We start from the raw sequence: 25,147 nt of genomic DNA, 5'->3' as shown, positions 1-25,147 counted from the left end.
AGAAGCTAATGTATTGCATGAAACGTATATTTATAATCGTTACTTCTTTAGTTTCTTTTCTTTCCCAAGCCCAGGACAGTACGAAAACCGTTGGTTTGTCCGAAGTGACGGTTACGGTCAATTTACAGTCAACCGAAATTCGCAAAACTGCCCGTAACGTCACCGTCATTACGGCTCAGGAAATTGAAAAAGCTCCCGTGAAAACACTCGATGGTATTTTGCAGTACGCCCTTAATGTGGACGTACGTTCGCGAGCTCCGCTAGGGGTACAGGCCGATGTCAGTATTCGCGGGGGGAATTTTGATCAAACGCTGATCCTGGTCGATGGTATTAAGATGAATGATCCGCAAACGGGTCACCATTCCCTGAATTTGCCCTTTCCCTTATCAGCGATTGAGAAAATTGAGATTTTGCAGGGCGGAGCTTCACGGGTATTCGGACCCAGTGCATTTTCCGGCGTAATCAATATTATCACGAAGAAAAACCAGCCGAGTCAGGTTAACGTAGGACTAGCCGGGGGAGAATATGGGTTGTATCAGCTCAATACATCGGTGGGATTGACTACTGACAAACAATCTACGCTGGTGGCCGCCGAGAAAATCCACAGTGACGGGTACGCTCATAATACCGCTTTCGATCGGCACAACCTGTACGGACGTACGGCTTTGACGCTAAACAAAACAACACTGGCTCTGCAGGGGGGCTTCATGGATAATCAGTTTGGAGCCTCCAACTTTTATCATCCCAAGTTTTACAACCAGTACGAACAGGTCAAACAGTATTTCGTAGTCGCTCAGGCCGACCGGCAGCTTACTCGCCAGTGGTACTCGAATTTGACTGGTTCCTGGCGGCGGCATTTTGATTTGTACGACTTTGATAACTACCGCGAAACCAAGCCTGCTTCGGTAAACTTCCACCAAACTAACGTATACAATATCGAATGGCGGAACCGATGGACCCACGCCTGGGGCACTACGTCCTTCGGAGCCGAATGGCGGCGGGAGAGTATCATCAGTAATCGCTTGGGGGATGCTCTGGCGAAGCCCAAAGCCGTACCTGCTTTCTTTGGTCAGAAGTACACCTTCGGTAAAGATCGCGATAACGTGAATGTGTATCTGGAGCACCTCAAACGCTGGGAACGTCTGACCTTAGTAGCGGGTACGCTGTTTAACATCAACTCTCAGTTTGGTAACGAATGGTATCCGGGCGTCGATCTTTCGTATACCCTAACGGACCGCGTGAATGTATACGCCAGTGCCAACCGGGCGGTGCGTTACCCGACGTTTACGGAAATGTACCTGAATTCTTCCACGGTGATCGCCGATCCGAACGTACAACCCGAAAAAGCCTGGAGTTACGAAGTGGGTACCAAGCGTTTTACGGCTGTGGACCAGCTGACGCTTTCGGCGTTTTACCGGCAGAGCAGTACGGCTATCGATAAAATCAAACGTCCTGATCAGTCCGTGCCGCGGATTGAGAATATTCGCAACCTGAATACCTTTGGCGTGGAAGTGGCGTATGCCTTGCAGATGAGTCAGGTAATGAATAAGCCCAATTATTGGCTGCAGCGACTAACCTTTAACTACGCGTACATCTCGGCGGATCAGAAACAGATCAACTTCCAGTCTTTTTACACGCTCAATTATTTGCGGCATAAGCTAAGCTTGGGTGCGAACGTTCGACTGGCGAAAAATCTCACGCTGGATGCCTGGTACACGCTCAAAAAACGCGAAGGCGACTACCAGTGGGATGCCAGTACGCCGCCGCAACCCTACGCAACGATTCATCTGGTCGATACGCGATTGTCCTGGACGCAACCCAAATTCCGACTCTTTGCCGACGTAAATAACCTGATTAATCAGACGTATTACGAACATGGCTTCGTCCAGCAACCGGGTCGCTGGCTCACCGGAGGAATATCCTTGACCTTGTAAGAAGGACGTTGAAGTAAAAGGCTGGTAGTACTACCAGCCTTTTTTGGGCTTTACGGCTACTGATGGCGAACGTATAAAAACCGTTTGCTAAAAAAGAGAGCCGATATAAAGTAAAAATTGTATACGTTTCTTGCTCGTTACGAGATAATTCCGCTATCTTTGTTCAAAAGGTGTACGAATTGACTAAAAAAAATGGATAATACTTCTGCTCAAGAGCTGACGCAAAATGATTTTTTTGCCCGGAATCTGGTTCAGCTACGTAGCCGATTGGAAGGACGCGTATCCCAACAACGGCTGGCGGATGAATTAGGACTGAAGAAATCGACCTGGGCGGCATACGAGTCCGGTCGGGCAGAACCCCGCTACGGTGATCTGATTAAAGTTGCTGACTTTTTCCAGGTAAGCGTAGACGACATCCTCCGAAAGGATTTAAGTAAAGAGCCCCTGAATATGCCTAAAATTCCTGAGCTGCGGGTACTGGCCACGACCGTGGATACCCAGGATCAGGAAAACGTAGAGTTTGTGCACGTGAAGGCTCTGGGTGGTTACGCTGAGGGGTATGGTGATATCGACTTCATCGGTAAACTACCCACGTTTCACTTGCCTTTTCTAGCTCGTGATCGTAAATACCGGGCTTTCCCTTACGAAGGGGAATCAATGCCTCCCTTGCGGGATGGTGCTGTAGTATTCGGTGAATACATCGAAAGTTGGGAAAGCGTGAAGAATGGTACTATTTGCCTGGTGGTAACGAAGAATGAAGGGGTAGTGCTGAAAATGGTTTATAACTACCTGGCCGAAACGGGCGTACTCGTGCTGAAATCACTCAACGAACGTTTTGCTCCGTATCCGGTCCGTCGGGAAGACATCAAAGAACTGTGGCGATTTGCCGGATTTTTCGAGAATAAATTCCCGGCTTGAGTCTCGTAGGGACAGTGAATAATTTTTTTAACTAAATGTCTTTATTTTTTGTATAAAACTAAATTTATGTTTTATATTTGTACAAAAGATATAGACTTAAGGAAGTCACAAATTAATCACTGTTCCTATGAATTCATCCCTTTCAACTGATACGGTGCAGTTGGGTCAGCCCGCTCAGAAACTCAAGTCTTATGAAATTGAACGCGTAGACGAAGAAACGGGGGCTCTGGTTACGGAAAGTAAATTTCTGTATCTGGAAGGTCACCCGCGGGAATACCGTTTCAATGGTCAGAATGGACAATTCAATCTATACGGCGAACGCATCCTGACCGATTCCATGGGCAAGCCCATTACGGAATTTTCGTTTCAGCCGATTGCTTACCGGATTTTTGAGGATACGTTATTTACGCGAAGCGAACGAGAAGTGTGGGCGGAGTTTTTCTTTATCGACGCCGATCATTGCGTAGCGTCTCTGATGTTCAATAATACGTCGGTATCGGAATTGTATCGGATGATGCAACCCGTTTTTTACGAAAGAAAAACGCTTTGTGATCTGATTATCACCATCAAACCCGAAAAGGTGACCAGTAAAATGGACTCAGGAAAATCCTGGTACATTGCTCGGTTTTCGTATCGGTCTGGCGAAGTCGAGAGCGTACGCCAGTATCGCGACTTTGCCCGTGATCATCATTTATACCGGGCAGAAACGCTGACGGATTCGGCGATGCACCGGATTGTTTCCAAGTATTATAATCGACTGCCCGAGCCCGAAGTAGTATCCTTACCCGAATCGGTGAAGGAATTGGGTTCAAAAGCAGCTTAAACGTGAACTAGAAGGTCCGCCTGTGAAAAAGAATAGGTGCAGGAGAGAGAAGGCGGACTTTCTAGGAAAGCGTAACGTTTTCGTTAACGGGCTTAAGCCGATTGATCACGTCACGTAAAACGATGATTTGCTCTTTCAGCAAAGCAATCACTTCATCACGGTCACTGACCTGTTTTTCAAGGAATTGAATTTGTTTTTGTAGTAATTCCACGCCGAGTAAAGGTCCTTCCGTTTCTGCGTTTATGCTTTCAGACGGTACCACAGGCGTAAGCGTAATGTACGTCTGACCCGTACCGCGAAGTAACCAGTTACAGTCCAGATCATGATAAACCGTGGCAATGGAAGTAAGGGTATCGTAGCTGGGCTGCGTTTTCCCTTTAAGAATCGAGTACAATTTAGCGGGTTTCGAAAACCCTAATTCCTGACTGAAACGGTAAGGCGTCAGCTTTTTGAGCTGGATGAGATGAGAGAGTCTTTCGTAGATAGTCGTCATTGAAGATGATTCCATGGTGATGCAAGAGTTGTTGTGGCGTGCAGCAAAAGTAGTCAATCGTTTTTTAAATTCTTGCGTCAACTGCTCAACAAATTTTTGATGTTTCTAAAATAACGGGAAGATTTCCTGATTCTGAAATGATCAAACTTCATTCTGAACCGATACTGGGCCGCTTGTCTTCGCAACCTTCGGTGGAGCACCAATTGTTGCAGGGCCTGACATCCCTGAGCATACGTCAGGCCGCTACGCCTTCGGCAAGTATGCTGGAATTATATGAACACTTACGGGAAAATTCCACCTTCGGTACAGCCTGGCGGTTTCCTAAGTGTAGTGAAATTGGGCGAAAGCTGGGAAAAGATACAGTAGTAAAGCTTTTGTGCGTAACCCTGGCTGATTTATCGATGGCGGCTCAGGCAGACTGTCGGTTGTTACCCGTCCAGATTAGCTCGCTGGCCGAAGAATTGGCTCAGCAGTTTCCCTACGAAAGTTACCGTGAATTTGTAGTAGCGTTTAAGGAGGTACGTTCACGTGTGAGTCGCTGGCGTAGACCGCTAAGTCGTCGCCGGATTGTTCAGCTTCTGCACAGTCACTTTGAGCGGCGAGCTGAATATCTGGAACGTTTTCACGGCAGTTTTTCCGAGAAAAATACGGCCTACCCCCAACGGGCCTAGTCGATAGATTGTTTTAACTAACTGAGTACCAAAAAGAAGTAAGCCATGCCTTCAAAAATAACCCCACCGCCGGTTCTTCCCGTTGAAGCAATGGCTTCAGTCGCTAGTCGTTCACGGAAAGTAACGAAGGTGCCTAAGGATTTTATCGAAAAAGTTTCGCCGCAGGTCTGGCAGGAAGTTCAGGCCCTTAAGCACGAGTACAAGGAGCCTAAACGCTGGCCGACGCGATTGCTACTTGACACACCAACGCTGGACTATCTCATCCGTGACGCGTACCGCCTCTCTCAAACGGCCGTAGTGGCCATCAACGAGCCGGGTACGGTGTGTTACGTTAGTGAATGTTCCTGGCTGGAGCTGGCTGAAAAAATGAAGCAGGGTTTGTACGGAATCCGGGTCAACTTCGGTGAGTTTATGCAACAGGTCATGAATCACTACAAGTTACAGTTACTACCCATGGATGCCCAGGCCCTTGAAAAATATCGTAATCTGACGGCTCTGACCGCCCCGGCGAAACGCATTACCTGCGGCTGGCTGGCTGCTCAGGCCTTGTCAACTGGAGCAACGCTGATTTCCCCCGATGGTCATTTTGAATTATACCGTCCCCAGGGATTGAAGCAGCTTTGGTAACTTTCGCAGCGAATTCTCTATTCTACCCACCTATACCTAGGCCCGGTCTGTTTCAGGCTGGGCCGCTTTTTTTGCTAGGTCAGGTATCAGCTTTTAGGAAAATGGAAAAGAAACCGTCGAAAAAGGCCTTTCAGTATGATCTGGACTTTCGGAAAACCGATTTTCGGGAGCATCCGGAATTATATCGCGTAGGCGTAGGAGAACAGGGAGTACTACTGGTCGAACCCTATAAATCAGAAATCTTACCCCTGTGGCGATTTCGTACTGAAGCCATTGCTCAGGAATCAGCGGAAGCCATTTATAAAAAATTCGAAACGTACCTGGCCGAGCAGGATTTTGTGGGAGCAGATATGGCCCGAAAGTATTTACAAATGGGTTTTACACGAGCCCGACGCTACGCCAATCACGCCAGTGGGAAGAAGTATACAGAAAAGGCAAGCGATTATGAACCCGAAACCCGGGCATATCCCTATTCTTCCGGAAGTATTCATAAAAAAAATCCACTCCGTCCGCAGGAGGAAGATGCGTTAACCAGCGAAAAAGCAAAGGCGGCTACAGTCTTCAAAGCGTACTGGGATCAAGCCCGTCAGCATCCCGAATACCTGAAGCAAAAAGAAGCCTTTAACGAAAAGTACGTAAGAGGGAAGTAGGCAAAGTTGAAAATCTTCCCGAAAGCCCTAAGCCTTCGGGAAGAACGATCGAGCGATCGTTGATAATCAGGCAACCAGACGCCAGGGCTTACCCTGATTGAAATCAAAGTTTACTTCTTTCCAGGTTTCTAGCAGAAACTGATACTTCTTACGACCCTCTGCCAGAAATTCCGGCGTTGTTTCAAACCAGAAAATATCGTACGGTTCTTTTTTCTGAACCCCTACGAAAATAAACTGCTTCCCCGTACCTCCCAGGCTATCCAGATAAAAGGCCGCCTGTCGGTCATACTCCAGATTATGGCACTGACTGATGAAGTCCTGGTACGAATGGGCGGAGGTAGTCTTCAAATCAAGTACTACTCGATCCTGATAAACCATATCCAAACGAGCCTTACAGGGTAAAGTTGTAAGCGGGTCCGTAAATAACTGAGCGTGCTCCTTTTTGGAGTATTGGCGGTACCAGTTAAACGCTTTATGCGAACGCAGGTTCTTTTCCAGCAGAGCCAGTCGTTCCTGATCCGCCGTATGCACCTCAATGGGAGGGACGTTTGGCTCCAGCAGCGTCGCGTGCAACGCCCGACCAAAGGTGGCAGTACGGGGAGGGATATACGATTTCTTACCAAATAAATAATCCCGAAAGCGGCTTAGGTCGCTATTCGAGATCCGGCGAAGCTGCCGATAACTTTCTTCATTCATTTTCGTCTCCATTGCTGATATAATTCCAGTCCTTGTGAAGTAGCCTGCGATAATTCGCGGGCCGTAAGTTTACAATCCCGATAGATCCTCATTCCCTCGGGCGTCAGGTGCCCATGCCGGGCTACATCCTGACGAATACAGAGCAATGCGAATGATTTAGTAGACATACGGGTGACTAAAATTAGGAAGCAATTTTGCCCGGAATGAATGGAATTTCGTCGGCCATTTTCGGAGCCATATTGCGTAATAACGCTTCAGTCTGATTAAATGCGTGAGCGTACGCTGCGGCCGAAGTAGGTACGCAGCCATAGGCGTACAACATACCGGGCCAGTACCGAAGCCGCTGAATAGCCGGGCACTCTTCCCGGTAGGCTACGATCGTTACAAAGCCTTCTTCCTGACGGAAAAAATGTTCGCCATCGGGCGTCTGATAGAACAAATCTCGTTGAATAATCATCGCGTGGAATGGTCAATAGTTGATATACAAATATACATAAATAGTTGCCTATTTGGATCAAAAAAATAGATTTTATTTCATTATTTTACTTTTAATACTGGCAACTATGCAAATGTTTGGGTATATTTGAATAAAAAAGATAATCACCGATGGAAGAAAATATTGTTCGTCAGAAGACCGTAAAGGACGCCGATCGGGAATTTGAACGGGCGTTGCGTCCGCTCTCGTTCGACGACTTTACGGGGCAGGAAAAAGTGCTGGAGAACCTGAAGATTTTCGTTCAGGCGGCCAAGCAACGCGGCGAAACGCTCGACCATGTATTGTTGCACGGACCTCCGGGTTTGGGCAAAACGACGCTTTCCCACATTCTGGCTAACGAGATGGGAGCCGGACTGAAAGCAACCACTGGACCCGTACTGGAAAAGCCCAGTGACCTGACGGGCGTGCTGACTACCTTACAAACGGGCGACGTACTGTTTATTGATGAGATTCACCGGCTCAATCCTGTGGTAGAAGAGTACCTGTACTCGGCCATGGAGGATTACCGAATTGATATTTTGCTCGATTCCGGACCTAATTCCCGAACCGTACAAATCGGTTTGAATCCTTTTACTTTGATTGGAGCGACAACGCGGGCGGGGCTGCTTACCTCACCGTTACGAGCTCGGTTTGGCATCAACTGCCGATTGGAATACTACGACGCGGATTTGTTGTCAAGCATTATTACCCGTTCTTCGACCATGTTAGGTACGCCCATCGAGCCGGAAGGAGCTATGGAGCTGGCCCGCCGGAGTCGGGGTACGCCGCGTATTGCCAATAATCTGTTGCGTCGTACGCGTGACTTTGCTCAGGTCCTAGGGAATGGAACCATTACGCGGGATATTGCCTCGCTGTCGCTGAAAGCCCTGGAAGTAGATGAAGGAGGGCTGGACGAAATGGATAACCGAATTCTGCTGGCGATTATTGAAAAATTCAAGGGAGGCCCGGTAGGTCTCTCTACCATTGCCACGGCTATCGGGGATGAAGCGGAAACTATTGAAGAAGTGTATGAACCTTTCCTTATTCAGGAAGGATACTTAATGCGTACACCTCGCGGACGGGAAGCTACCGAAAAAGCCTATCGCCATTTAGGATTTGATTTTCCCACGAAAACAAATGCTTTTCAAATGGCGGCTTAATTTAATTCTTTATACTGCGAGTCTAAATTCTATATATAAAATGCAAAAAGAGTCGATAGAATCGACTCTTTTTGCATTTTATATGACTTATAATTTGAAATAATTTTAATGTTTAGTTGATCTAAAATGTAGTAATGGGTTAAGTCTTGTGTTGAGCATTGGACTAGTAGTAAATCATTCATGATAACTACTCATTTGACGATAGTTAGAATAAAGAATTAAGCATATTATGTATAGAAATGCAATTAAAATGGAAAGTAAGACTTTGTAAAAATGATACGAATTAAGAAAAGGGTTGCTTTAAATAGGTATACCAATGACTTGATTTAAAATTCAAAAAATAATTTGTAGTATGAGTATGCTATAAATTTTATAATTTCGTATTCCCAGCTTAATGGGAATATTCAATTGAAGTAAGTTTGGCGGCTTGACTTCAATGTCTATAATGTAAAAGCGTCGATGTTTCTGACATCAACGCTTTTTGTTTTTACTAAATAAATGTCTGTTTAATAAAGTTACACGACGTATAGTACTGTAAGATTAGTAATCAGTAAATACGGTTATTAAATTGGCCATCGTATCATATAGCTACGATGGCTGAGTTGCCGCCTTACGCTCGATTTGTAGCTTCGCTGAGTGCTACAGGTAAATCCAATAAACGGGCTACTCGCATTTCAGCTTCTCTGAACTCACTTTCCGTGCAAGGATCGCAGGCTAGTTTTCCCAGTGTATCCGGACGCATCCGAGTTCGTTCAACCAGTGGATTAAACTCATACAAACAGATAATCTTTACTTCGTCGCCTTGGCATTTGAAGTACTGGCCACCGCCTTTCGACTTCATAAAAATGGTTTCTTGACTCATGGCTATTATTGGGTTGAATACTGTTTAAATATCTTTTACGTACGCATCCTTAGGCCGCAATCTGGCCTGTTAGTGGGAATAAACGGGTATCAATTTCGGGTCGAATTCGTTCGGTAAAACGTCGCTGAACGAAACTATTTTGCAGATACTCAGGCAAGGTTGCCAAAAACTCACGATACGCCGCTACGCCCATTGCTTTTACTACGTATGCTTCATGTACCGCATTAATATGGTCGACAATGTCGAGCAAACAAACGTTGAAAAGCTTAAAATCCAGATCAATATTTACGAAACGTTCAATTTCTCGATTTGTAGAGGAAATGCGTAATCTGGAAAACAAATCCAAAAACGTTGTTAATCCAATACGATCGGAAAGTTCTTGCCAGTTTTGTTGACTAAATTTTTCCAAAATCTTACCCGTACGTTCACTCCGTAACGCAATAGCGGGGTTGGTCTGTAATTTCTGCCGCAGCGAACGAAGTTGTAACGTCCGCGTCGTACGCAAAAACTGTCCTACCTGAGCCTGGGCTTCAAACGGCGTATCTGCTAGTAACAAACCCGGTTTGCGATGCCCACGTGGCAGTCGATGCACATGGTAATGATCCAGCGGGCCATCGGCGTAGAAACTCAGGTAACGTGGGTAATAGGAATTAGCAACCAGTCGGCTCGTCCGTCGGCGAATATTCATCTCATCATTGGTCATGACGCCCTGGGTAGCTAGAAAGGCCCGGAGGCTATACCACACGCAGTAATAGGCCTGCGGGAAGGTCCAATGTAAGGCATTCGACAGAAACGAGTCATCACCCATGGAGGCTGTATTCCGCAGGGCATATTCGGTATTCCAAGCATTCAGTAACATCCGCTTGGTCATGTCCAAACTCGCCTGGTTCATGCGGGGAGCGTAGTTACGGAATCGATCCAGATCAGCTAATTTGCTGTTCTCTTCCGTATGCCGGATGTGGTAGTGAATACCAAAAAAGTGGTTCAGAAAAACGCGGGCGGCAATGGATTGTTTCCACTGCTCATCCTCTTCCTGATGTATCGCTAGTGACTGATTATTTTCTTGCATTTTTTCAAGGAGGCTTATGGATTAATAGAACATCCTTTACTAGACTTATGTTCCTTAAAGATAATTATTTTATAGGACATAGTGTACTGATAATCAATATTTTGACACCGTATTTTTTGTGATTTTGAAATATTTTTTCGGCTTCAAAAAAACAGGATTCCGGCGGGACGAGTTTGGCTCTTTTTCGAGCAGAAATCAGAGCGTTTTTACGTCAGAAATCGTCGGAATCCAGCCCCGTCGCCCGTCCGACAAACGAATGAATTCGTGAGCGGCAGCAGTCCCCAGTACGTCGATGGTCGTTCCTCTGGGAAGTGTATCTGCTGCGGCTTCCGTCAGGCTTTCCCGGAAGATTTCCATCGTCGTAAGTTTCCGGCGACTGAGCCGTTTATCCGTAGGCTGAATACTGCTGGCGAGTACATACCCTCGCTGCCCTTCGGGTGTCTGAACCCGGAAGTATCCCTTAGTGGCCGCTTCCACCCACACGATCGCGTGTCGGGGCAGTCGCTGGCGGGTGGTACGCGACGGGGGCAAACTACTGAAGAGGGCGGTCGCTTCCCGGGTCCGTAAGGTATCGGCAGATCGTTTGGAGACCGTAGCGGCGGGGAATTCCGGAGCCTGTACGTACGGGAGTGGATCAACCGCCCCGCCTGAGCGATAAATTCCAAAATGCAGGTGCGGAGCCGTGGTAATAGCGTTGCCCGTATTGCCAACCGTTCCCAGCGTATCGCCCGTTCGTACGCGTTGCCCGGACTGTACCAACTGCTGGTCGAGGTGAGCGTAGTAGAGCGAGAGATTCAAGCCATCGGCGGAAAGATGCACGACGTTACCTCCCAGCGGATTCGTACCCGTGCGAGTGATGTAACCCGGTACTGAGGCCAGCAGGGGCGTGCCGCGTGGAGCAATGACGTCAATGCCCTCGTGTGAGCGGGCTCCGCCATCACGAGCCGCTCCCCAGAAACTGATGATGTGTTGGGCGGATCGTCCCGCCACGGGGAAAGCCAGCAGGGGTTCCGTTCGTAAACGAAGCGAAAACTCGCTTTCAGGTTGCGAAAGTTGCGGTTGCAGGCGGAGCAAAAGCGGCGTATCGTCCGTCGCCTCCCAGCGGAGGATTCGGTTTTTCTCCGATAGATACGCCAGACGTTGAGGTGAAGCATTTTCCCGGAGCTGAAACAAGTCGAGAAAGTACAGACTATCTGTACTGTTCAGCTGAACTTCCAGCCGCCGACCCGCGGGTAGGGTAAACTGGTACGTAAACACCCGCTGACCACCCGCCGGGAATACGCCGTCTTCCCGAAACGGCAGTGAAACAATCAAGGAATCGCGGAGGGCCGTTTCGCCCGCATTCAGCCACTGCTGTACGGCTTCTGTTTCAAGCATGCCCTGTTTTCGTAAGGTACGGACGTAGGTATCACGGGGAGATTGTTCACCCAGGAGTGCCTGAATGACGGTGCTTGGCTTATTGCAGGCACTCAGCAAACCAAGCAGCAGCAGCGTGACCAGTGTATATGATTTCATGGCTAGACTTCGGAATAATCAGACGGGTATCCCAGAAAAGAGAATGCCAGAGGGAAGAGCCAAAATCAGGGTGGTTTTTCGGGTCAGGCTAGGGATGCGTTCACCGGATCGCGTCTTTATAGCGAATGATGCTGTATCGATGCTATGAAGAAAATCCTTGTTTTTGCCAGTTTGCTGGTTAGTCTCTCGTTTCAAACCCTAGATTCCCGCAAGCAGGTCTTCCTGATTGGCGATTCGACCCTGGCTACTAAACCGAATCCACAGGACCCGGAACGGGGTTGGGGACAAATGCTGCCTGAATTTCTGGATGAAACCGTAGTGGTTCGTAATCACGCCGTTAACGGTCGCAGTACGAAAAGTTTCATCAACGAAGGCCGCTGGAAGAAGGTGCTGGATGAGCTGCACGCGGGGGACTGGGTACTGATTCAGTTTGGGCACAACGATGAAAAAAAGGAAGATTCCACCCGATATGCCGATCCGCAAACGATGTACCGCGAAAACCTGACCCGTTTTATCCGGGAAACGAAAGCGAAGGGAGCCCATCCTGTACTGATTACGCCCGTGATGCGTCGTCGGTTTGACGAAAAAGGAACGGTTCAGGATACGCACGGCGACTATCCGGCGGCAGTAAAAGCCGTGGCTCAACAGCAAAAAGTACCTCTGGTGGATTTGCATCAAAAAAGCCGTCAACTGCTGCAAACCATGGGCGTAGAACCCTCCAAACGCCTGTTTTTGTGGTATATGCCCGGCTACTTTGCCAGTCGGCCCAAAGAAGTGAAAGACGATACGCATTTCTCGGCCTACGGGGCTGCTCATATGGCCGCCCTCGTGGCCGATGGCCTGCGGGAAGAGAAAACGGAACTGGCCAAAGCTCTGAAAAAGAGTCCATTCCAGGAAAAACTGGCCTACGAACTTCCCCAGATTTATCAACCCGTTTTCCGGAAAGATACCTTTCGGATTGAAACCTACGGAGCCAAAGCCGACGGACAGACCCTGAATTCCGCCGCCATCAATAAAGCCATTATAACCTGTAGTGAAGCCGGTGGTGGTACGGTACTAATATCCTCGGGCTTGTGGTTAACGGGACCAATTGTCCTGAAAAATAACGTCAATCTGCATCTCCAACGCGGAGCTTTACTACAATTCAGCGATCATAAAAGTGACTATCCCTTGGTGAAAACAACCTGGGAAGGACTGGACGCCATTCGTTGTCAGGCTCCCATTAGTGCTACCGAAGTACACAACATTGCCATCACGGGCGAAGGTTTTATCGACGGAGCGGGAGATGGCTGGCGAGCCGTGAAAAAAAGCAAGTTGAACCCGCCCGCCTGGGAGAAACTCGTGGCCTCGGGCGGTGTTGTAGACGGCGAAATCTGGTATCCTTCCGAGCAGTCACTCAAAGGGGCTAGAGTGAAAGGAGCGGTAAGTCTGGCGAATGGCTTTGATTTCAAGAAGTCCGAAGAAATTCGGGATTTTCTGCGGCCCAACATGCTGAGTCTAACGCGTTGCCAGAACATTCTGCTGGAAGGCGTTACCATTCAAAACTCACCCGCCTGGTGTGTGCATCCGCTGTTATGTCAGGACATTACGCTGAAAAACGTGACGGTACGGAACCCCTGGTACGCCCAGAATGGCGATGGACTGGATCTGGAATCCTGCAAAAACGCTCTGATTGACGGCTGTACCTTCGACGTAGGGGACGACGGCATCTGTATCAAATCAGGCCGCGATGAAGAGGGTCGCAAGCGGGGAGTACCGACCGAAAATGTTATCGCCCGCAACAGTACGGTCTTTCACGCCCACGGCGGTTTTGTAGTAGGAAGCGAAATGTCGGGTGGTGCCCGGAATCTATTCGTATCGAATTGTTCGTTTCTGGGAACGGATGTTGGACTGCGGTTCAAAACTACGCGTGGCCGGGGTGGTATCGTGGAGGATGTGTTCATCTCCGACATTCAAATGACCCGCATTCCCGGCGAAGCCATCTTGTTTGATATGTATTACATGGCGAAAGATCCCGTTCCGCAGAAGGGTGACAAATCCGATCCGCTACCGATTGAAGCCAAGCCCGTCAATGAAGGAACGCCGCAGTTCCGCCGGTTTTTCGTTCGAAATGTGGTCTGTAAAGGAGCCGAAACGGGAATCCTTATACGGGGTTTGCCAGAAATGAATATTCAGGATATTCTGATTGAAAATTCAGTAATCGAGTCCAATAAAGGACTGGTTTGTATTGAAGGACAGCGTATTACGCTGAAGAATGTCCAGTTGCTGAGCAAACAGATGCCGGTCATGCAGGTACAGAATAGTCAGGCCATAACGCTGGACCGGATCGGGTATTCGCCTGCTTCTTCGCTCTTACTGAAAGTTTCGGGAGATCGTTCGAAACAGGTCGAATTGTTACATACGGATACTTCCAAGGCTAAAAAAGTACGGGAAGACGCTCGCTAAGGCGGACCTTCTGGATAGAATGCCTTTCTTTGAAGCCGATTAACTCCGAGAATTATGGATCCGAAAGAATTACGTTTTGTGAAAGCTGATGACCTCTCCTGGGAAACCGTAGGCGAGGGATTACGTCGGAAAGTACTCAGCTACGATTCCAGTTTAATGATGGTCATGGTTGACTTCGAGCGGGGGGCGGTAGGTACGATTCATCAGCATCCGCATACGCAGATGAGCTACGTGGAAAGCGGTGTATTTGAAATCATCATCGGCGAAGAACGTCAGATGTTACAGAAGGGCGATGCCTACTACATTCCGCCCCACATGCCCCACGGAGCCGTATGCCGCGAGCCGGGGGTACTGGTGGATGTATTCACGCCGATGCGGGAGGACTTTGTATAAATGCCACGGGTACCCGTGCAAGTACCATGGGTTTTACCCATGGCTAATCGTATTGAACCCCTTCGGAGTTTGTAATTTCAACCCCGAAGGGGTTCAATCTGATTAGCCCCGCATGCAATGCGGGGTATTATGGCCGGATGATAGGTACAGGTTTGGAAACTTGCACCAGTCGTATGCCAACCCCGAAGAGGTTTCATGTACATAGCTCCGTATACCATGCGGGGAACTCCATAGAAAAAGGGGTACGGAACACCTTCCGTACCCCTTTTTCTATGTTCAAACAATCCTTACTTCGGTAATAAAGAAGTCAGGTGAGCTACAAATTCATCACTGTTATAATTAGCCATACCCTCGTTCCGATCCACAATCTTGCCGTTGGCATCGATCACAAACGTTACGGGAATCGCCTGTGTTTCAAACGCTTTGGGTAGAGGTCCGGTAGGAGCGTACACGGGAAAGGAATACCCTTCTTTCTTAATAAAATCACGGGCGGCCTGAAGCTCCTCGTCTACCGTCAGCATGACAAATTCTACCGGTTTGCCCTGCATTTTTTTGTACAGCTTTTCAATGTCCGGTAACTCCGCCCGGCAGGGAGGACACCAGGTTGCCCAAACGTTCATGAATACGACTTTTCCTTTCAATTCCGAAAGATTGACTGTTTTGCCGTCAAGCGTTTGTAGCGGAAAATCACCCGCCTCGGTTGTAGCCGTTTGAGCCGATTCGGCGGTCTTATTTTCGGTGTTTTCGGTCTTGGGTGAACTCTGACAACCCGTCAGCAATAACCCGGTAATACAGAATAGCATCGCTAGTACCGACACCGTATTTTTTCTAAAGTTCATGAAACCTATATTTATTTTTAAGCCAGTCTACCAGCTCGAAGCAGTTTTCTACTCAACATACTTCTTGCGTAAAGATAAGCAAACCCTATGGCTTCTGGACTATGCGAGTCATTACATCACATCGACGGGCTGCGGATTGGTAGGCTTGGTCAGCTTACCAATCGTAAGACCCTGGGCAATGAGTGAGAATACTACCACGAAATAGGTGATGGATAGAAACAGTTCATTGTTTAAGTGACTGTCAATGGAAAGGGCCAGTGCGACGGAAACACCACCGCGAAGTCCACCCCAAACCAGAATCACCATCGATTTACGGTCGAGTTTTTCCCGAAACGGAATAATGCGGGAAGGAACGGCGATGGAAATCCAGCGAGCCAATAGTACAATCACAATGGCAATGCTGCCCACGAGCCAGTATTTACCCAAATCAGGGATCAGAATCAGTTCAAAGCCAATGAGTAAGAACAGACAGGCATTCATGATTTCATCAATCAGTTCCCAGAATTTCTCCAGGTAATCCTGCGTAACTTCCGACATCGCCTGCGTTTTTCCGTAGTTCCCTACGACCAGACCCGCCGCCACCATCGTCAGCGGACCGGAAATGTGCATGGCCTGAGCCAGCAGATAACCACCCATCACCACCGCCAGCGTAATCATGACGGATACTTTATAATCATCGATTCGTTTCATGGCTTTGGAAGCAATGAAGCCCAGAATCAAACCAACGAGTAGACCACCGATCGCTTCTTTCACGAGTAATAAAGAGATAGAGGCCAGTGAAAATTCCGTACTGCTTTCGCGGGCCATTTCCAGCAACGTCAGAAAAACGACGACGGCTACGCCATCATTAAAGAGCGATTCACCCGCAATTTTGGTTTCCAGAGATTTAGGGACACCCGCCGCTTTCAGAATACTGAGTACCGCAATGGGATCCGTAGGGGAGATCAAAGCTCCAAAGACCAGACACTGAATGAGCGGAATATCCATATGTAAAAATCCCAGCGTAAGGTAAAGTAAACCTCCCACGAGTAAGGTCGATAGAATAACGCTAATCGTGGAGAACACAATGACGTAGCGTTTTTCTTCCCGCAAATCACCAATATGAATGTGAATGGCCCCGGCAAAGAGCAGGAAGTTCAGCATAGCTCCCATGAGAATCTCTTCGAGGTTGGCTCCTTTGATAAAGCGGGCGGCATCATCGAAAAAATGCGGCCAGAAGCGTCCGAAACCTACCAGAAAAACGGAAGAAACCAAGGCCATCACCATGATACCGATGGTAGCAGGCAATCGTAAAAACCTAAGATTCAGATAGGAAAAAATAGCGGAGACAACGATAAGAACGGAGAAGGTGTAATATAATTCCATAGATACAAGGACGTTGGTATGTCTTAAAAAGTAACGTAGAGGCTATAAAAGATGTTTTTTCGGGTGAACAGAATCGAGCCCTTTTGGGATTAGAAAATTCTAATGTTCGTTCGGGTAACCAGTTCTTGAAATCTGTGCCAGATACCGTATTACTACTGATAAACGCGAGTTTTCCTGAGAAAGCCTAAGAAAGAAAAACGGAGTAGCAGCAAGCCTTTAGTTACTAAAACCAAGGCTGTACAAAAGGTCCAGAAGCTATAAATTAAGGAACGATCCTACAGAGAATGCCCGGTATTACCGCAGGTTTTTAGGCTGATTCCTCTATCTTTGCCCCCCGAATTCCGTTTTCTCAAACTTCGATTTTTCGAAAAACCTTTTATGGCCGAACAACAGGAACCCGCTGGCTCGCTCAAGGACATCATCGCCCATGCCAAGGAGTACGGCTTTGTTTTCCCCTCCTCTGAAATTTACGATGGCTTACAGGCCGTATACGATTACGGTCAGTATGGCGTCGAACTAAAAAATAACCTCAAATCGGTCTGGTGGAAAGCCATGACGATGCTGCATGATAACGTTGTCGGGATCGATGCCTCGATTTTCATGCACCCGCTTACCTGGAAAGCTTCCGGTCACGTGGATTCGTTCAACGATCCGATGATCGACAATAAAGATTCTAAAAAACGGTACCGGGCCGATCAATTGCTTGAAGCGAAAGCCGAAGAGTATGCCAATAATGGTCATCCTGAACGCGGTGAAACCTTGCTGAACCGCATGGGCCGTCTGCTCGACGCCAATGATCTGGAAGGCGTACGCGAACTGATTATCTCCGAAGGTATTGTTTGTCCGGTTTCCGGTACCGATAACTGGACGGAAGTACGTCAGTTCAATCTGATGTTCTCTACGCAAGTAGGTGCCGTATCCGACGATGCCAGTTTGATTTACCTGCGTCCGGAAACGGCTCAGGGTATCTTCGTAAACTTCCTGAACGTACAGAAAACGGGTCGGATGAAAGTTCCCTTCGGTATTGCCCAGATTGGCAAGGCCTTCCGGAACGAGATCGTAGCCCGTCAGTTTACGTTCCGGATGCGGGAATTTGAGCAGATGGAAATGCAATTCTTCTGCCGCCCCGGTACCGAAATGGAATGGTACGATAAGTGGAAAGAAGCTCGGATGAAATTCCACCAAGCCCTGGGAATTCCAGCCAGTAAGCTTCGTTTCAAACCCCACGATAAGTTGGCTCACTATGCCAATGCCGCCGTGGATATTGAGTTTAAGTTTCCTTTCGGTTTCCGGGAAATGGAAGGCATTCACTCCCGTACGGATTTCGATTTAAAGAGCCATCAGGAGCTTTCGAAGAAAAAACAGCAGTACTTCGACAACGACCTCAACGAAGACGGTAAACCTTACGGAAATTACATCCCGTACGTGGTGGAAACGTCAGTAGGGGCCGATCGCTTGTTCCTGGCCGTACTGTGCAATGCCTATACGGAAGAAACCAGCGAAGACGGTAAAACTCGTACGTACCTGAAACTGCACCCGGCTGTGGCTCCCATCAAGGCCGCGGTATTACCTTTGGTGAAGAAAGACGGCTTGCCCGAGAAAGCCCGCGAGATCCAGAATCAGTTGAAGTACGATTTCAACGTATTCTACGAAGAACGCGACAGTATCGGGAAACGCTACACCCGTCAGGATCTGATTGGTACGCCCTTCTGTATTGCGGTAGATTACCAAACGTTGGAAGACAATACGGTCACCATTCGTCACCGCGACTCAACCGAGCAGGAGCGTATCGCTATTGCCGATCTGAAAGTAAAAATTGGTCAGGCCGTATCGCTGGAGCGGATTTTCGAAAATTTATAAGATAGTTAGTAAGATAGAGCCCGTATTCTTCATCGCAGGAATACGGGCTCTGTCGTAAATACAGAAAAGATGATTGATGTACACGTTGAATCCGTACAGTCGGCCGATGCTCAGTTGTTACTGGCGGAAGCGGTACAAGAATTGCAACGTCGCTACCCTGATTTCCCGGCCAATGAATATCATTCCGCCGAAGTCCCAGGGTCAGCCTTTGTCATTGCCCGAATCGAAGGAAAAGCGGTAGGGTGTGGAGCCCTACGACCTTACGCTCCGGAAGTAGTTGAAATCAAACGAATGTTTGTCTTAGAAAGCTACCGTCGGCAGGGCGTATCCCGGCGACTGTTGGAGACATTAGAGGAAGAGGCCCGTCGATTAGGATACCGTCGCGTTATACTGGAAACAGGCGTTCGACAACCCGAAGCAATTGAACTGTATCGACGCACGGGTTACGAGCAAATTCCCAACTACGGCTACGATGGTGAGGATAGCTTGAGCGTGTGCTTTGGCAAAGACTTATAGTATTCTGGCACAGGTTTTTGCAGAAAGTCAGTTTCAGCTAGTATTCTTACATTTTGAGGAATTTTGAGAAAAAAATAAAAAAAATAGTGAAAAATTTACTCTCAATATTCGCTTGAGGCAGTTTTTGGTAAGCCTCTGAACGTCAGCGATACTAGCGTTGAATAAAAAAACGAATACCTTAGAATAACTCATAGTCAGGCCTTTCGGAACTCCGAAAGGCCTTTTTCGTACCAGCCATTCTGCCTACCTTTAAGAACCTCATTGTGACAACAAACCGAATTTTATGCTAAGAAAAGTTCTTCTAGCAGGTTTTTTTACCTGCTTCCTGAATGTATCTTTTGCCCAACGAGCGGCGGTTGAACAGGAACCCAAAAGCACCCGACTGGAGCGTTATACCAACGACGTTCTAGACTTTGCCGAACAGCATTTGCATATTCGGTATCGGTCGGGTGGTACCACGAAAGGTGGTTTTGATTGCAGCGGATTCGTCCGGTTTTGCTTCAAAAACTTTGGAATGTTACTCCCTCATTCCAGTGCTTCCATGAAATCATTAGGGCACGAAGTTGCCAAGAAAGATTGCCAGCCCGGTGATCTGATTTTCTTCAAAGGTGGAAACTCGCACAGTAATCGAATCGGACACGTAGGCATTGTGTCGGAGGTGAAAGATGGAAAGATCCGTTTCATCCACTCGGCTTACAATGGCGGCGTTCGCTTTGACTGGCTTGACCAGGAAAAGTACTACCAAACTCGTTTTTCAGGACTTCGCCGGGTTATTGGCGTACTAGATTATCTTCCTGCTGAATCGTAATTAGTGTATGCATCCATAAAAAAGGCGATCGTTTCGAAAACGATCGCCTTTTTGCTTAAGTAAGTATTTGTTAGGCCTGTTCGAACTGACGCAGGAAACGAACGTCATTTTCGGAGTACAGTCGCAAATCCCGAACACGGTATTTCAGGTTCGCGATCCGTTCGATACCCATTCCGAAGGCAAAGCCCGTGTATTTCTTGGAATCGATACCGCAGTTTTCCAGTACGTTCGGATCAACCATGCCCGAACCAAGAATTTCTACCCAACCCGTTCCTTTACACTGATTCTGCGTTCCGCCGCAAATCCGGCAACCACCGGGACGGTGCATTTCGCAGGAAATATCCATTTCCGCACTAGGCTCGGTGAAAGGAAAGTACGAAGGACGGAAACGAACCTGTACCTCCGAACCAAACAGCTCCTGGGCAAACTGATATAAGGTATCTTTCAAATCCTTGAAGCTCACATTCTCATCAATGTACAATCCTTCGATTTGATGGAAAAAGCAGTGGGCACGGGCTGAGATGGCTTCGTTGCGATACACGCGGCCGGGCATAATGCTACGTAAGGGCGGCTGTTGCGTTTCCATCAGCCGAACCTGGATATTGGAGGTATGCGTGTGCAGCAGAATATCCTTACCGGGACCGTTTTTCTCGATGAAAAACGTATCCTGCATTTCACGAGCCGGGTGGTTTTCGGGAAAGTTCAGAGCCGTAAAGTTATACCAGTCTTCTTCGATCTCTGGTCCATCGGCTACGTTGAAACCCAGACGTTCAAAAATTTCGACGATACGTTGACGAATCAACGTAAGGGGATGGAGACTACCCGTCTCGTTTGGAATCGTGGGTAGGGTTAAATCTACATCAGGTGTAACCTGTTGATTTTGAGAATTTTCCAGACGTTCCTGGGCGGCTTGGAAGGTTTCCTGAGCTAAATCTTTCAGGGAATTGAGTTCCTGTCCCATGGCCCGACGCTCTTCCGCGGGAACCGTTTTGAGTAATTCAAACAAACCTGCTACGGCTCCTTTACGACCGACGTAGGCTATCCGGAAATTTTCTAGTTGCTCCTTAGTATCAATAGTATACGCCGTGATTTGCTGGCGAATTTCGTTGACTTGCTCTATCATGTCACAAAAATAACTTTTTGCCGGTTTGAATAGTCAGAGAATTTTTGTTTTTCGAACAATACGTATAAATACCTAATTTTTAAAATAGAGTATATTATACTAATGTTTTATACTTAATTTTTTACACCTTTGTTCTGTACTTGAGTTACGTTTTATTCCTAATGCTAATACCATGTATCCAACCCCTTTAGAATTTACTTCGAAAAACTGGACTGTACCCGAGGGTACGCTACCGGTCTTTGATCGCCGCATTCAACACCTTCCCATGCAGGATATTATTCTGATCCAGGGAGATGGTAACTATACGCTGTTTTATTGCAGTAACGGCAAACGTATCATGGTTTCGAAAACGTTACGGGATTATGAAAAGCTCATGACCGAAAGCAGTTCGTTCTTCCGGATTCACAAATCGTACCTTATCAACCTAGCCTACGTACAGCGATATGACGTGAAAGGAGAAGACTGCGTATGGATGAAAGACGGTCAAATTATTTCCATTGCCCGACGTCGCAAACATCAGTTCGCGGCCTATATGCGGCAGTACTTGAATCATTAAGTATATTTTACTTATTGACACGCAAATAGTACAGTAATGCGAAGAGCCGCTAACTAGTTAGCGGCTCTTCGCATTCCTGTAGAATAGTACTACATTCTAAACTAAAATACTTTCATGCCTAAAGTCACTTGCCAGTTTTTCGATTTTTGTTTGAAAGGATCGCTACCGTTGGGCGTACTAATATTTACAAACCGAACATTAGAAAGACTGTCTTCGTAACGAACGTCTAGCGAGAAGTTACCAATATCCAGGCCACCACCGAGCTGGTAACCCCAGGCAGCCTGATTGAACGTATCACTCACGCTACCTTGCGTATACTTTGTAATGGCTTCTTTGATACTCTCATTCGAGCCGATCAGGAAAGAAGCTACTGGACCCGCATTTACCCGAAGCGGACCAAACTTCAATCCCAGTAAGACGGGTACATCAATGTTCTCGGTTTTTACTTTTACCTGCGTAGGACTGCCTACCGCTTGTCCATTCGCATCAATGGGTTGTACCAAATAGGAGCCTCCTTTACCCGTATACAGTACCTCGGGCTGTATATAGAGCGTTCGGCCAAAACGCATGTAAATACCGCCGACAAAACCCGCACGCGTATCCCAGCTTTGTTTAAGATTTTCCCGTAGCGTGGAGCCGCTATAGTTACCATTGGCTACAAAGTTGCCCGTTTTCAGTTGGGATAAATTCGTTCCTGCTTTAATTCCCAGTTGAAACCAGGGTTTGTCGCTTTGGGCGAAGGTTGAAGCAGCCGACAGACAGAGAAAGCTGCATAGTAATAAGTACTTTTTCATGGATATAATGGTAATACGTTGAAGAACTATGATAAAACGTCGTACCACCGGTATTTTGTTATAAAATGCTCTGAAACCTTTTCTGTATCCTTGTTTTTAAACGTCTTTTAACGTAAATTACTAATCGGCAGAAAGCTAAAAACTGCCCGTTTACATCTCAATGGCGAAAGTAAAAACCTCTTTTTTCTGTCAGAATTGTGGGTACCAGTCGCCCAAATGGCTGGGCAAATGTCCTTCCTGTGGTGAATGGAATACGATGGTGGAGGAAATTATCCAGAAGGCCGAGCCCGAAAAAGGCCGCTGGCGACCGACTTCAGCAGGACCAAGTATTGCTGCCCGTCCTAAAGCTATTACTGAAATTAATTTCAGCGAACAACCCCGCGTACTAACCCCGGATGCAGAATTGAATCGCGTGCTGGGTGGGGGCATTGTTCCCGGCTCATTGGTACTGATTGGGGGCGAACCAGGGATTGGTAAGTCCACGCTGATGCTGCAGATTGCTTTGAATTTGCCGGGGATTCGGGTACTCTACGTTTCGGGTGAGGAATCGGATCAACAGATAAAAATGCGGGCCGAACGATTGGGAACGAATTCAGACAATTGCTTCATTCTCACGGAAACGTCCACACAGAATATATTCAAGCAGATTGAAAACTTCGAACCCGATTTACTGGTCATCGATTCCATTCAAACCCTGCAATCCAATCTGGTCGAATCGGGAGCGGGGAGTGTATCCCAGGTACGCGAATGTACGGCGGAGCTGATGAAATTCGCGAAAGAGTCCGGAACGCCCGTATTCATGATTGGTCACATTACTAAGGACGGGAATCTGGCCGGACCCAAAGTCTTGGAACACATGGTGGACACGGTACTACAATTTGAAGGCGACCGCCATCTGGCCTACCGGATTTTACGAACGACCAAGAATCGCTTTGGGAGTACCTCCGAGTTAGGCATCTACGAAATGCAGGGGAGTGGGTTACGACAGGTAAGTAATCCTTCAGAAATCCTGATTTCCCAGCGGGAAGACGCCTTGAGCGGCATTACGATTGGTACCATGCTGGAAGGAAATCGGCCCCTACTGATTGAAATTCAGTCACTGGTATCCATTGCTACATACGGAACGCCCCAACGCAGTAGTACGGGTTTCGACGCGAAACGACTAAACATGTTACTGGCGGTATTAGAAAAACGCGGCGGCTTTCGACTGGGGGCTCAGGATGTTTTCCTGAATATTGCTGGAGGTCTGAAAGTGGAAGATCCGGCCATTGATCTGGCCGTCTGTGCCTCACTGGTTTCTTCGTACGAGGACATTGCCATTCCGGCTTCGGTATGCTTTGCGGCGGAGGTAGGATTAGGGGGCGAAGTACGAGCGGTAAATCGGATTGAAAATCGGATTGCGGAGGCTGAAAAACTGGGATTTAAGGAAATCTGGGTTTCCCGCTACAACGCCAAAGGTCTCAATCTGGATCAGTATAAGATCCGGGTACGGACAGCCTCTAAACTCGACGAAGTTTTCATTTCCTTGTTGCGGTAACTTGAGTAAATCCTTGCCCGCTTCTTGACTCGCACGTTTTTTGACGGTAATAAGAGATTGGTAGTCAGTGAATTAATACGTCAACCAAACTCTATTGCCGTCATGAAATGTCTTCTTTATATCTGGTTCTTGAGCGGAACGATGAATCCGAACACCCAGGAAATGCTTACTGATTCGGGGGCTCAAGTGTTGAACGCCCGCGTGACAGAGGAAGTTGTACGCGTCGATCCTGCGGTTACAACCGTACGCACTGAGCGACGGGCTCGCCTCGTATATAAGAGTGATCCCACTTTGGTACCAGCCTTTGCTTCAAAAGCCACCAAGATGGAACGAATTCCGGATTCACTACGCATCCTGAAACCTAATCCCAAAGCCCAAGCTGAACCTAAAGATGCCTTTATGCGAGAAAAGCAGGACTGGATGGATCGGATTAGTCTTCAGCTAACAGAGCTTGATCAGGAAATTCAGATGGTACAGGCCAATACACCACGTTCGGTTCGATTAAAGCAGTTAAAGAACTTACATCTGAAAACGCGAGAGAGCCACGAGGTAATGGACAAGGCCAATACAGCGGACCAGCTGCAGAAAGCGATTCGAAGTGTTAAACCGATTTTAGCCCAAACCAACCGATATTTATCCGCGGGCTAGGCGAAAAAGGCATATGCGTTCGTTAGATAAAGGTGATTTTTTTTAAAAAGGAAATTCATCCATTCAAATGATCCTTCCTCCACTAATAGAAAAAAAAGTCAGTATTGAGGGAAGTCCGCTATTTTTGACTTAGCATTACGCACGTTTTTAACCAACATTAACCATGACTAAATTACGTATCTGGGCTGCTGCGGCGGCTTTGGTGTTAACATTGAACGCACAGGCTCAATCCGTTGATGAAATTGTAGATAAACACATCGCTGCTCGTGGGGGTGCTGATAAGCTCAAAGGCATCAAAACCTTGATCATCGAAAACTCGATGAGTATGCAAGGCATGGACATCCCGATGAAGCAGATGATTGCTACAGGT

General features: G+C 47.5%; 26 protein-coding genes and 1 pseudogene. 16 read left to right on the top strand and 11 right to left on the bottom strand.

Features of this window, described 5'->3' with window-relative positions; all coding sequences use genetic code 11:
- Positions 1-17: 17 nt before the first annotated feature.
- From ACOJTG_RS17070 to ACOJTG_RS17060, 3 genes are all read left to right on the top strand, one after another.
- Positions 18-1,934: a TonB-dependent receptor plug domain-containing protein gene (locus ACOJTG_RS17070; protein WP_420154938.1), complete on the top strand. Its 1,917-nt coding sequence runs from the start codon at positions 18-20 to the stop codon at positions 1,932-1,934.
- Between the two features lie 192 nt (positions 1,935-2,126).
- A complete protein-coding gene (locus tag ACOJTG_RS17065; protein ID WP_420154937.1) occupies positions 2,127-2,852 on the top strand; it encodes an XRE family transcriptional regulator in 726 nt (241 codons plus the stop codon).
- A 127-nt stretch (positions 2,853-2,979) separates the two neighbouring features.
- Entirely contained in the window at positions 2,980-3,675 is a 696-nt protein-coding gene (locus tag ACOJTG_RS17060) for a hypothetical protein (RefSeq protein ID WP_420154936.1), read from the top strand.
- A gap of 61 nt (positions 3,676-3,736) precedes the next feature.
- Here the strand turns inward: ACOJTG_RS17060 and ACOJTG_RS17055 are convergent, their stop codons facing one another.
- Positions 3,737-4,183, bottom strand: coding sequence for a helix-turn-helix transcriptional regulator (locus tag ACOJTG_RS17055; protein ID WP_141217329.1), 447 nt, complete (start codon positions 4,181-4,183; stop codon positions 3,737-3,739).
- A gap of 122 nt (positions 4,184-4,305) precedes the next feature.
- Here ACOJTG_RS17055 and ACOJTG_RS17050 point away from each other — a divergent pair, with 122 nt between their 5' ends.
- From ACOJTG_RS17050 to ACOJTG_RS17040, 3 genes are all read left to right on the top strand, one after another.
- Positions 4,306-4,839, top strand: a complete 534-nt coding sequence (locus ACOJTG_RS17050) for a hypothetical protein (protein ID WP_420154935.1) — start codon at positions 4,306-4,308, stop codon at positions 4,837-4,839.
- Between the two features lie 45 nt (positions 4,840-4,884).
- The gene (locus ACOJTG_RS17045; RefSeq protein WP_420154934.1) at positions 4,885-5,466 is read left to right on the top strand and encodes a type II toxin-antitoxin system VapC family toxin; all 582 of its coding nucleotides are present in this window, start codon (positions 4,885-4,887) and stop codon (positions 5,464-5,466) included.
- 101 nt (positions 5,467-5,567) lie between these two features.
- On the top strand, positions 5,568-6,116 hold the full coding sequence (locus ACOJTG_RS17040) for a DUF4385 domain-containing protein (RefSeq protein WP_420154933.1): 549 nt from the start codon (positions 5,568-5,570) through the stop codon (positions 6,114-6,116).
- 66 nt (positions 6,117-6,182) lie between these two features.
- Here ACOJTG_RS17040 and ACOJTG_RS17035 read toward each other — a convergent pair whose 3' ends face one another.
- From ACOJTG_RS17035 to ACOJTG_RS17025, 3 genes are read right to left on the bottom strand one after another with little or no spacing between them, the layout of a single operon-like run.
- Entirely contained in the window at positions 6,183-6,812 is a 630-nt protein-coding gene (locus ACOJTG_RS17035; RefSeq protein ID WP_420154932.1) for a PD-(D/E)XK nuclease-like domain-containing protein, read from the bottom strand.
- Positions 6,809-6,979 (bottom strand): hypothetical protein, encoded by a 171-nt coding sequence (locus tag ACOJTG_RS17030; RefSeq protein ID WP_420154931.1) that lies wholly within the window; start codon positions 6,977-6,979, stop codon positions 6,809-6,811. The genes ACOJTG_RS17035 and ACOJTG_RS17030 overlap by 4 nt, the downstream gene beginning before the upstream one ends.
- Before the next feature lie 14 nt (positions 6,980-6,993).
- Positions 6,994-7,269 carry a hypothetical protein gene (locus ACOJTG_RS17025; RefSeq protein ID WP_420154930.1) on the bottom strand — a complete coding sequence of 92 codons (276 nt, stop codon included), beginning with the start codon at positions 7,267-7,269 and terminating at the stop codon, positions 6,994-6,996.
- Positions 7,270-7,418: 149 nt separating this feature from the next.
- Here ACOJTG_RS17025 and ruvB point away from each other — a divergent pair, with 149 nt between their 5' ends.
- Entirely contained in the window at positions 7,419-8,447 is a 1,029-nt protein-coding gene (ruvB, locus tag ACOJTG_RS17020) for a Holliday junction branch migration DNA helicase RuvB (protein WP_420154929.1), read from the top strand.
- Between the two features lie 610 nt (positions 8,448-9,057).
- On the opposite strand, the gene ACOJTG_RS17015 is transcribed toward ruvB, so the two are convergent.
- The 3 genes from ACOJTG_RS17015 to ACOJTG_RS17005 all read right to left on the bottom strand — a co-directional run bounded on the left by ACOJTG_RS17015 (position 9,058) and on the right by ACOJTG_RS17005 (position 11,893).
- The gene (locus ACOJTG_RS17015; RefSeq protein ID WP_420154928.1) at positions 9,058-9,309 is read right to left on the bottom strand and encodes a hypothetical protein; all 252 of its coding nucleotides are present in this window, start codon (positions 9,307-9,309) and stop codon (positions 9,058-9,060) included.
- Between the two features lie 49 nt (positions 9,310-9,358).
- The gene (locus tag ACOJTG_RS17010; protein ID WP_420154927.1) at positions 9,359-10,378 is read right to left on the bottom strand and encodes a hypothetical protein; all 1,020 of its coding nucleotides are present in this window, start codon (positions 10,376-10,378) and stop codon (positions 9,359-9,361) included.
- A 195-nt stretch (positions 10,379-10,573) separates the two neighbouring features.
- On the bottom strand, positions 10,574-11,893 hold the full coding sequence (locus ACOJTG_RS17005; protein WP_420154926.1) for a M23 family metallopeptidase: 1,320 nt from the start codon (positions 11,891-11,893) through the stop codon (positions 10,574-10,576).
- 144 nt (positions 11,894-12,037) lie between these two features.
- Between ACOJTG_RS17005 and ACOJTG_RS17000 the strand changes: the two genes are divergently transcribed.
- Together ACOJTG_RS17000 and ACOJTG_RS16995 are read left to right on the top strand one after the other, a co-directional pair.
- Complete coding sequence (locus ACOJTG_RS17000; protein ID WP_420154925.1) at positions 12,038-14,338, top strand: glycosyl hydrolase family 28 protein; 2,301 nt, start codon at positions 12,038-12,040, stop codon at positions 14,336-14,338.
- Positions 14,339-14,392: 54 nt separating this feature from the next.
- Positions 14,393-14,731: a cupin domain-containing protein gene (locus ACOJTG_RS16995; protein WP_420154924.1), complete on the top strand. Its 339-nt coding sequence runs from the start codon at positions 14,393-14,395 to the stop codon at positions 14,729-14,731.
- Between the two features lie 287 nt (positions 14,732-15,018).
- Here ACOJTG_RS16995 and ACOJTG_RS16990 read toward each other — a convergent pair whose 3' ends face one another.
- Positions 15,019-15,570 (bottom strand): TlpA family protein disulfide reductase, encoded by a 552-nt coding sequence (locus ACOJTG_RS16990; RefSeq protein WP_420154923.1) that lies wholly within the window; start codon positions 15,568-15,570, stop codon positions 15,019-15,021.
- A gap of 111 nt (positions 15,571-15,681) precedes the next feature.
- Positions 15,682-16,935: a cation:proton antiporter gene (locus tag ACOJTG_RS16985; RefSeq protein WP_420154922.1), complete on the bottom strand. Its 1,254-nt coding sequence runs from the start codon at positions 16,933-16,935 to the stop codon at positions 15,682-15,684.
- A 378-nt stretch (positions 16,936-17,313) separates the two neighbouring features.
- On the opposite strand from ACOJTG_RS16985, the gene ACOJTG_RS16980 reads away from it, so the two are divergent.
- From ACOJTG_RS16980 to ACOJTG_RS16970, 3 genes are all read left to right on the top strand, one after another.
- Positions 17,314-18,795 (top strand): glycine--tRNA ligase, encoded by a 1,482-nt coding sequence (locus ACOJTG_RS16980; protein WP_420154921.1) that lies wholly within the window; start codon positions 17,314-17,316, stop codon positions 18,793-18,795.
- A gap of 69 nt (positions 18,796-18,864) precedes the next feature.
- Positions 18,865-19,311, top strand: coding sequence for a GNAT family N-acetyltransferase (locus ACOJTG_RS16975; protein ID WP_420154920.1), 447 nt, complete (start codon positions 18,865-18,867; stop codon positions 19,309-19,311).
- A 283-nt stretch (positions 19,312-19,594) separates the two neighbouring features.
- Positions 19,595-20,119: a C40 family peptidase gene (locus tag ACOJTG_RS16970; RefSeq protein ID WP_420154919.1), complete on the top strand. Its 525-nt coding sequence runs from the start codon at positions 19,595-19,597 to the stop codon at positions 20,117-20,119.
- Positions 20,120-20,189: 70 nt separating this feature from the next.
- Here the strand turns inward: ACOJTG_RS16970 and pheS are convergent, their stop codons facing one another.
- Positions 20,190-21,242 (bottom strand): phenylalanine--tRNA ligase subunit alpha, encoded by a 1,053-nt coding sequence (gene pheS, locus ACOJTG_RS16965; protein WP_420154918.1) that lies wholly within the window; start codon positions 21,240-21,242, stop codon positions 20,190-20,192.
- A 172-nt stretch (positions 21,243-21,414) separates the two neighbouring features.
- Between pheS and ACOJTG_RS16960 the strand changes: the two genes are divergently transcribed.
- Positions 21,415-21,798, top strand: a complete 384-nt coding sequence (locus tag ACOJTG_RS16960; protein ID WP_420154917.1) for a LytR/AlgR family response regulator transcription factor — start codon at positions 21,415-21,417, stop codon at positions 21,796-21,798.
- Positions 21,799-21,899: 101 nt separating this feature from the next.
- Here ACOJTG_RS16960 and ACOJTG_RS16955 read toward each other — a convergent pair whose 3' ends face one another.
- Positions 21,900-22,592, bottom strand: coding sequence for a porin family protein (locus tag ACOJTG_RS16955; RefSeq protein ID WP_420154916.1), 693 nt, complete (start codon positions 22,590-22,592; stop codon positions 21,900-21,902).
- A 160-nt stretch (positions 22,593-22,752) separates the two neighbouring features.
- On the opposite strand from ACOJTG_RS16955, the gene radA reads away from it, so the two are divergent.
- From radA to ACOJTG_RS16940, 3 genes and pseudogenes are all read left to right on the top strand, one after another.
- Positions 22,753-24,129: a DNA repair protein RadA gene (radA, locus tag ACOJTG_RS16950; protein WP_420154915.1), complete on the top strand. Its 1,377-nt coding sequence runs from the start codon at positions 22,753-22,755 to the stop codon at positions 24,127-24,129.
- A gap of 102 nt (positions 24,130-24,231) precedes the next feature.
- The gene (locus tag ACOJTG_RS16945; protein ID WP_420154914.1) at positions 24,232-24,777 is read left to right on the top strand and encodes a hypothetical protein; all 546 of its coding nucleotides are present in this window, start codon (positions 24,232-24,234) and stop codon (positions 24,775-24,777) included.
- A 163-nt stretch (positions 24,778-24,940) separates the two neighbouring features.
- Positions 24,941-25,147, top strand: a pseudogene (locus ACOJTG_RS16940) (outer membrane lipoprotein-sorting protein); the annotation flags it as partial.

The organism is Siphonobacter sp. (assembly GCF_048595215.1).
Classification (GTDB): Bacteria; Bacteroidota; Bacteroidia; order Cytophagales; family Spirosomataceae; genus Siphonobacter.
The sequence above is the reverse complement of the archived record's forward strand: the minus strand, read 5'-3'. Positions and strand labels throughout refer to the sequence as shown.

What these genes read in the sequence shown, in the direction of transcription:
- ACOJTG_RS17070 (WP_420154938.1), top strand. Translation starts at nt 18, where the DNA reads ATGAAACGTATATTTATAATCGTTACTTCTTTAGTTTCTTTTCTTTCC.
- ACOJTG_RS17065 (WP_420154937.1), top strand. Translation starts at nt 2,127, where the DNA reads ATGGATAATACTTCTGCTCAAGAGCTGACGCAAAATGATTTTTTTGCC.
- ACOJTG_RS17060 (WP_420154936.1), top strand. Translation starts at nt 2,980, where the DNA reads ATGAATTCATCCCTTTCAACTGATACGGTGCAGTTGGGTCAGCCCGCT.
- ACOJTG_RS17055 (WP_141217329.1), bottom strand. Translation starts at nt 4,183, where the DNA reads ATGGAATCATCTTCAATGACGACTATCTACGAAAGACTCTCTCATCTC.
- ACOJTG_RS17050 (WP_420154935.1), top strand. Translation starts at nt 4,306, where the DNA reads ATGATCAAACTTCATTCTGAACCGATACTGGGCCGCTTGTCTTCGCAA.
- ACOJTG_RS17045 (WP_420154934.1), top strand. Translation starts at nt 4,885, where the DNA reads ATGCCTTCAAAAATAACCCCACCGCCGGTTCTTCCCGTTGAAGCAATG.
- ACOJTG_RS17040 (WP_420154933.1), top strand. Translation starts at nt 5,568, where the DNA reads ATGGAAAAGAAACCGTCGAAAAAGGCCTTTCAGTATGATCTGGACTTT.
- ACOJTG_RS17035 (WP_420154932.1), bottom strand. Translation starts at nt 6,812, where the DNA reads ATGAATGAAGAAAGTTATCGGCAGCTTCGCCGGATCTCGAATAGCGAC.
- ACOJTG_RS17030 (WP_420154931.1), bottom strand. Translation starts at nt 6,979, where the DNA reads ATGTCTACTAAATCATTCGCATTGCTCTGTATTCGTCAGGATGTAGCC.
- ACOJTG_RS17025 (WP_420154930.1), bottom strand. Translation starts at nt 7,269, where the DNA reads ATGATTATTCAACGAGATTTGTTCTATCAGACGCCCGATGGCGAACAT.
- ruvB (WP_420154929.1), top strand. Translation starts at nt 7,419, where the DNA reads ATGGAAGAAAATATTGTTCGTCAGAAGACCGTAAAGGACGCCGATCGG.
- ACOJTG_RS17015 (WP_420154928.1), bottom strand. Translation starts at nt 9,309, where the DNA reads ATGAGTCAAGAAACCATTTTTATGAAGTCGAAAGGCGGTGGCCAGTAC.
- ACOJTG_RS17010 (WP_420154927.1), bottom strand. Translation starts at nt 10,378, where the DNA reads ATGCAAGAAAATAATCAGTCACTAGCGATACATCAGGAAGAGGATGAG.
- ACOJTG_RS17005 (WP_420154926.1), bottom strand. Translation starts at nt 11,893, where the DNA reads ATGAAATCATATACACTGGTCACGCTGCTGCTGCTTGGTTTGCTGAGT.
- ACOJTG_RS17000 (WP_420154925.1), top strand. Translation starts at nt 12,038, where the DNA reads ATGAAGAAAATCCTTGTTTTTGCCAGTTTGCTGGTTAGTCTCTCGTTT.
- ACOJTG_RS16995 (WP_420154924.1), top strand. Translation starts at nt 14,393, where the DNA reads ATGGATCCGAAAGAATTACGTTTTGTGAAAGCTGATGACCTCTCCTGG.
- ACOJTG_RS16990 (WP_420154923.1), bottom strand. Translation starts at nt 15,570, where the DNA reads ATGAACTTTAGAAAAAATACGGTGTCGGTACTAGCGATGCTATTCTGT.
- ACOJTG_RS16985 (WP_420154922.1), bottom strand. Translation starts at nt 16,935, where the DNA reads ATGGAATTATATTACACCTTCTCCGTTCTTATCGTTGTCTCCGCTATT.
- ACOJTG_RS16980 (WP_420154921.1), top strand. Translation starts at nt 17,314, where the DNA reads ATGGCCGAACAACAGGAACCCGCTGGCTCGCTCAAGGACATCATCGCC.
- ACOJTG_RS16975 (WP_420154920.1), top strand. Translation starts at nt 18,865, where the DNA reads ATGATTGATGTACACGTTGAATCCGTACAGTCGGCCGATGCTCAGTTG.
- ACOJTG_RS16970 (WP_420154919.1), top strand. Translation starts at nt 19,595, where the DNA reads ATGCTAAGAAAAGTTCTTCTAGCAGGTTTTTTTACCTGCTTCCTGAAT.
- pheS (WP_420154918.1), bottom strand. Translation starts at nt 21,242, where the DNA reads ATGATAGAGCAAGTCAACGAAATTCGCCAGCAAATCACGGCGTATACT.
- ACOJTG_RS16960 (WP_420154917.1), top strand. Translation starts at nt 21,415, where the DNA reads ATGTATCCAACCCCTTTAGAATTTACTTCGAAAAACTGGACTGTACCC.
- ACOJTG_RS16955 (WP_420154916.1), bottom strand. Translation starts at nt 22,592, where the DNA reads ATGAAAAAGTACTTATTACTATGCAGCTTTCTCTGTCTGTCGGCTGCT.
- radA (WP_420154915.1), top strand. Translation starts at nt 22,753, where the DNA reads ATGGCGAAAGTAAAAACCTCTTTTTTCTGTCAGAATTGTGGGTACCAG.
- ACOJTG_RS16945 (WP_420154914.1), top strand. Translation starts at nt 24,232, where the DNA reads ATGAAATGTCTTCTTTATATCTGGTTCTTGAGCGGAACGATGAATCCG.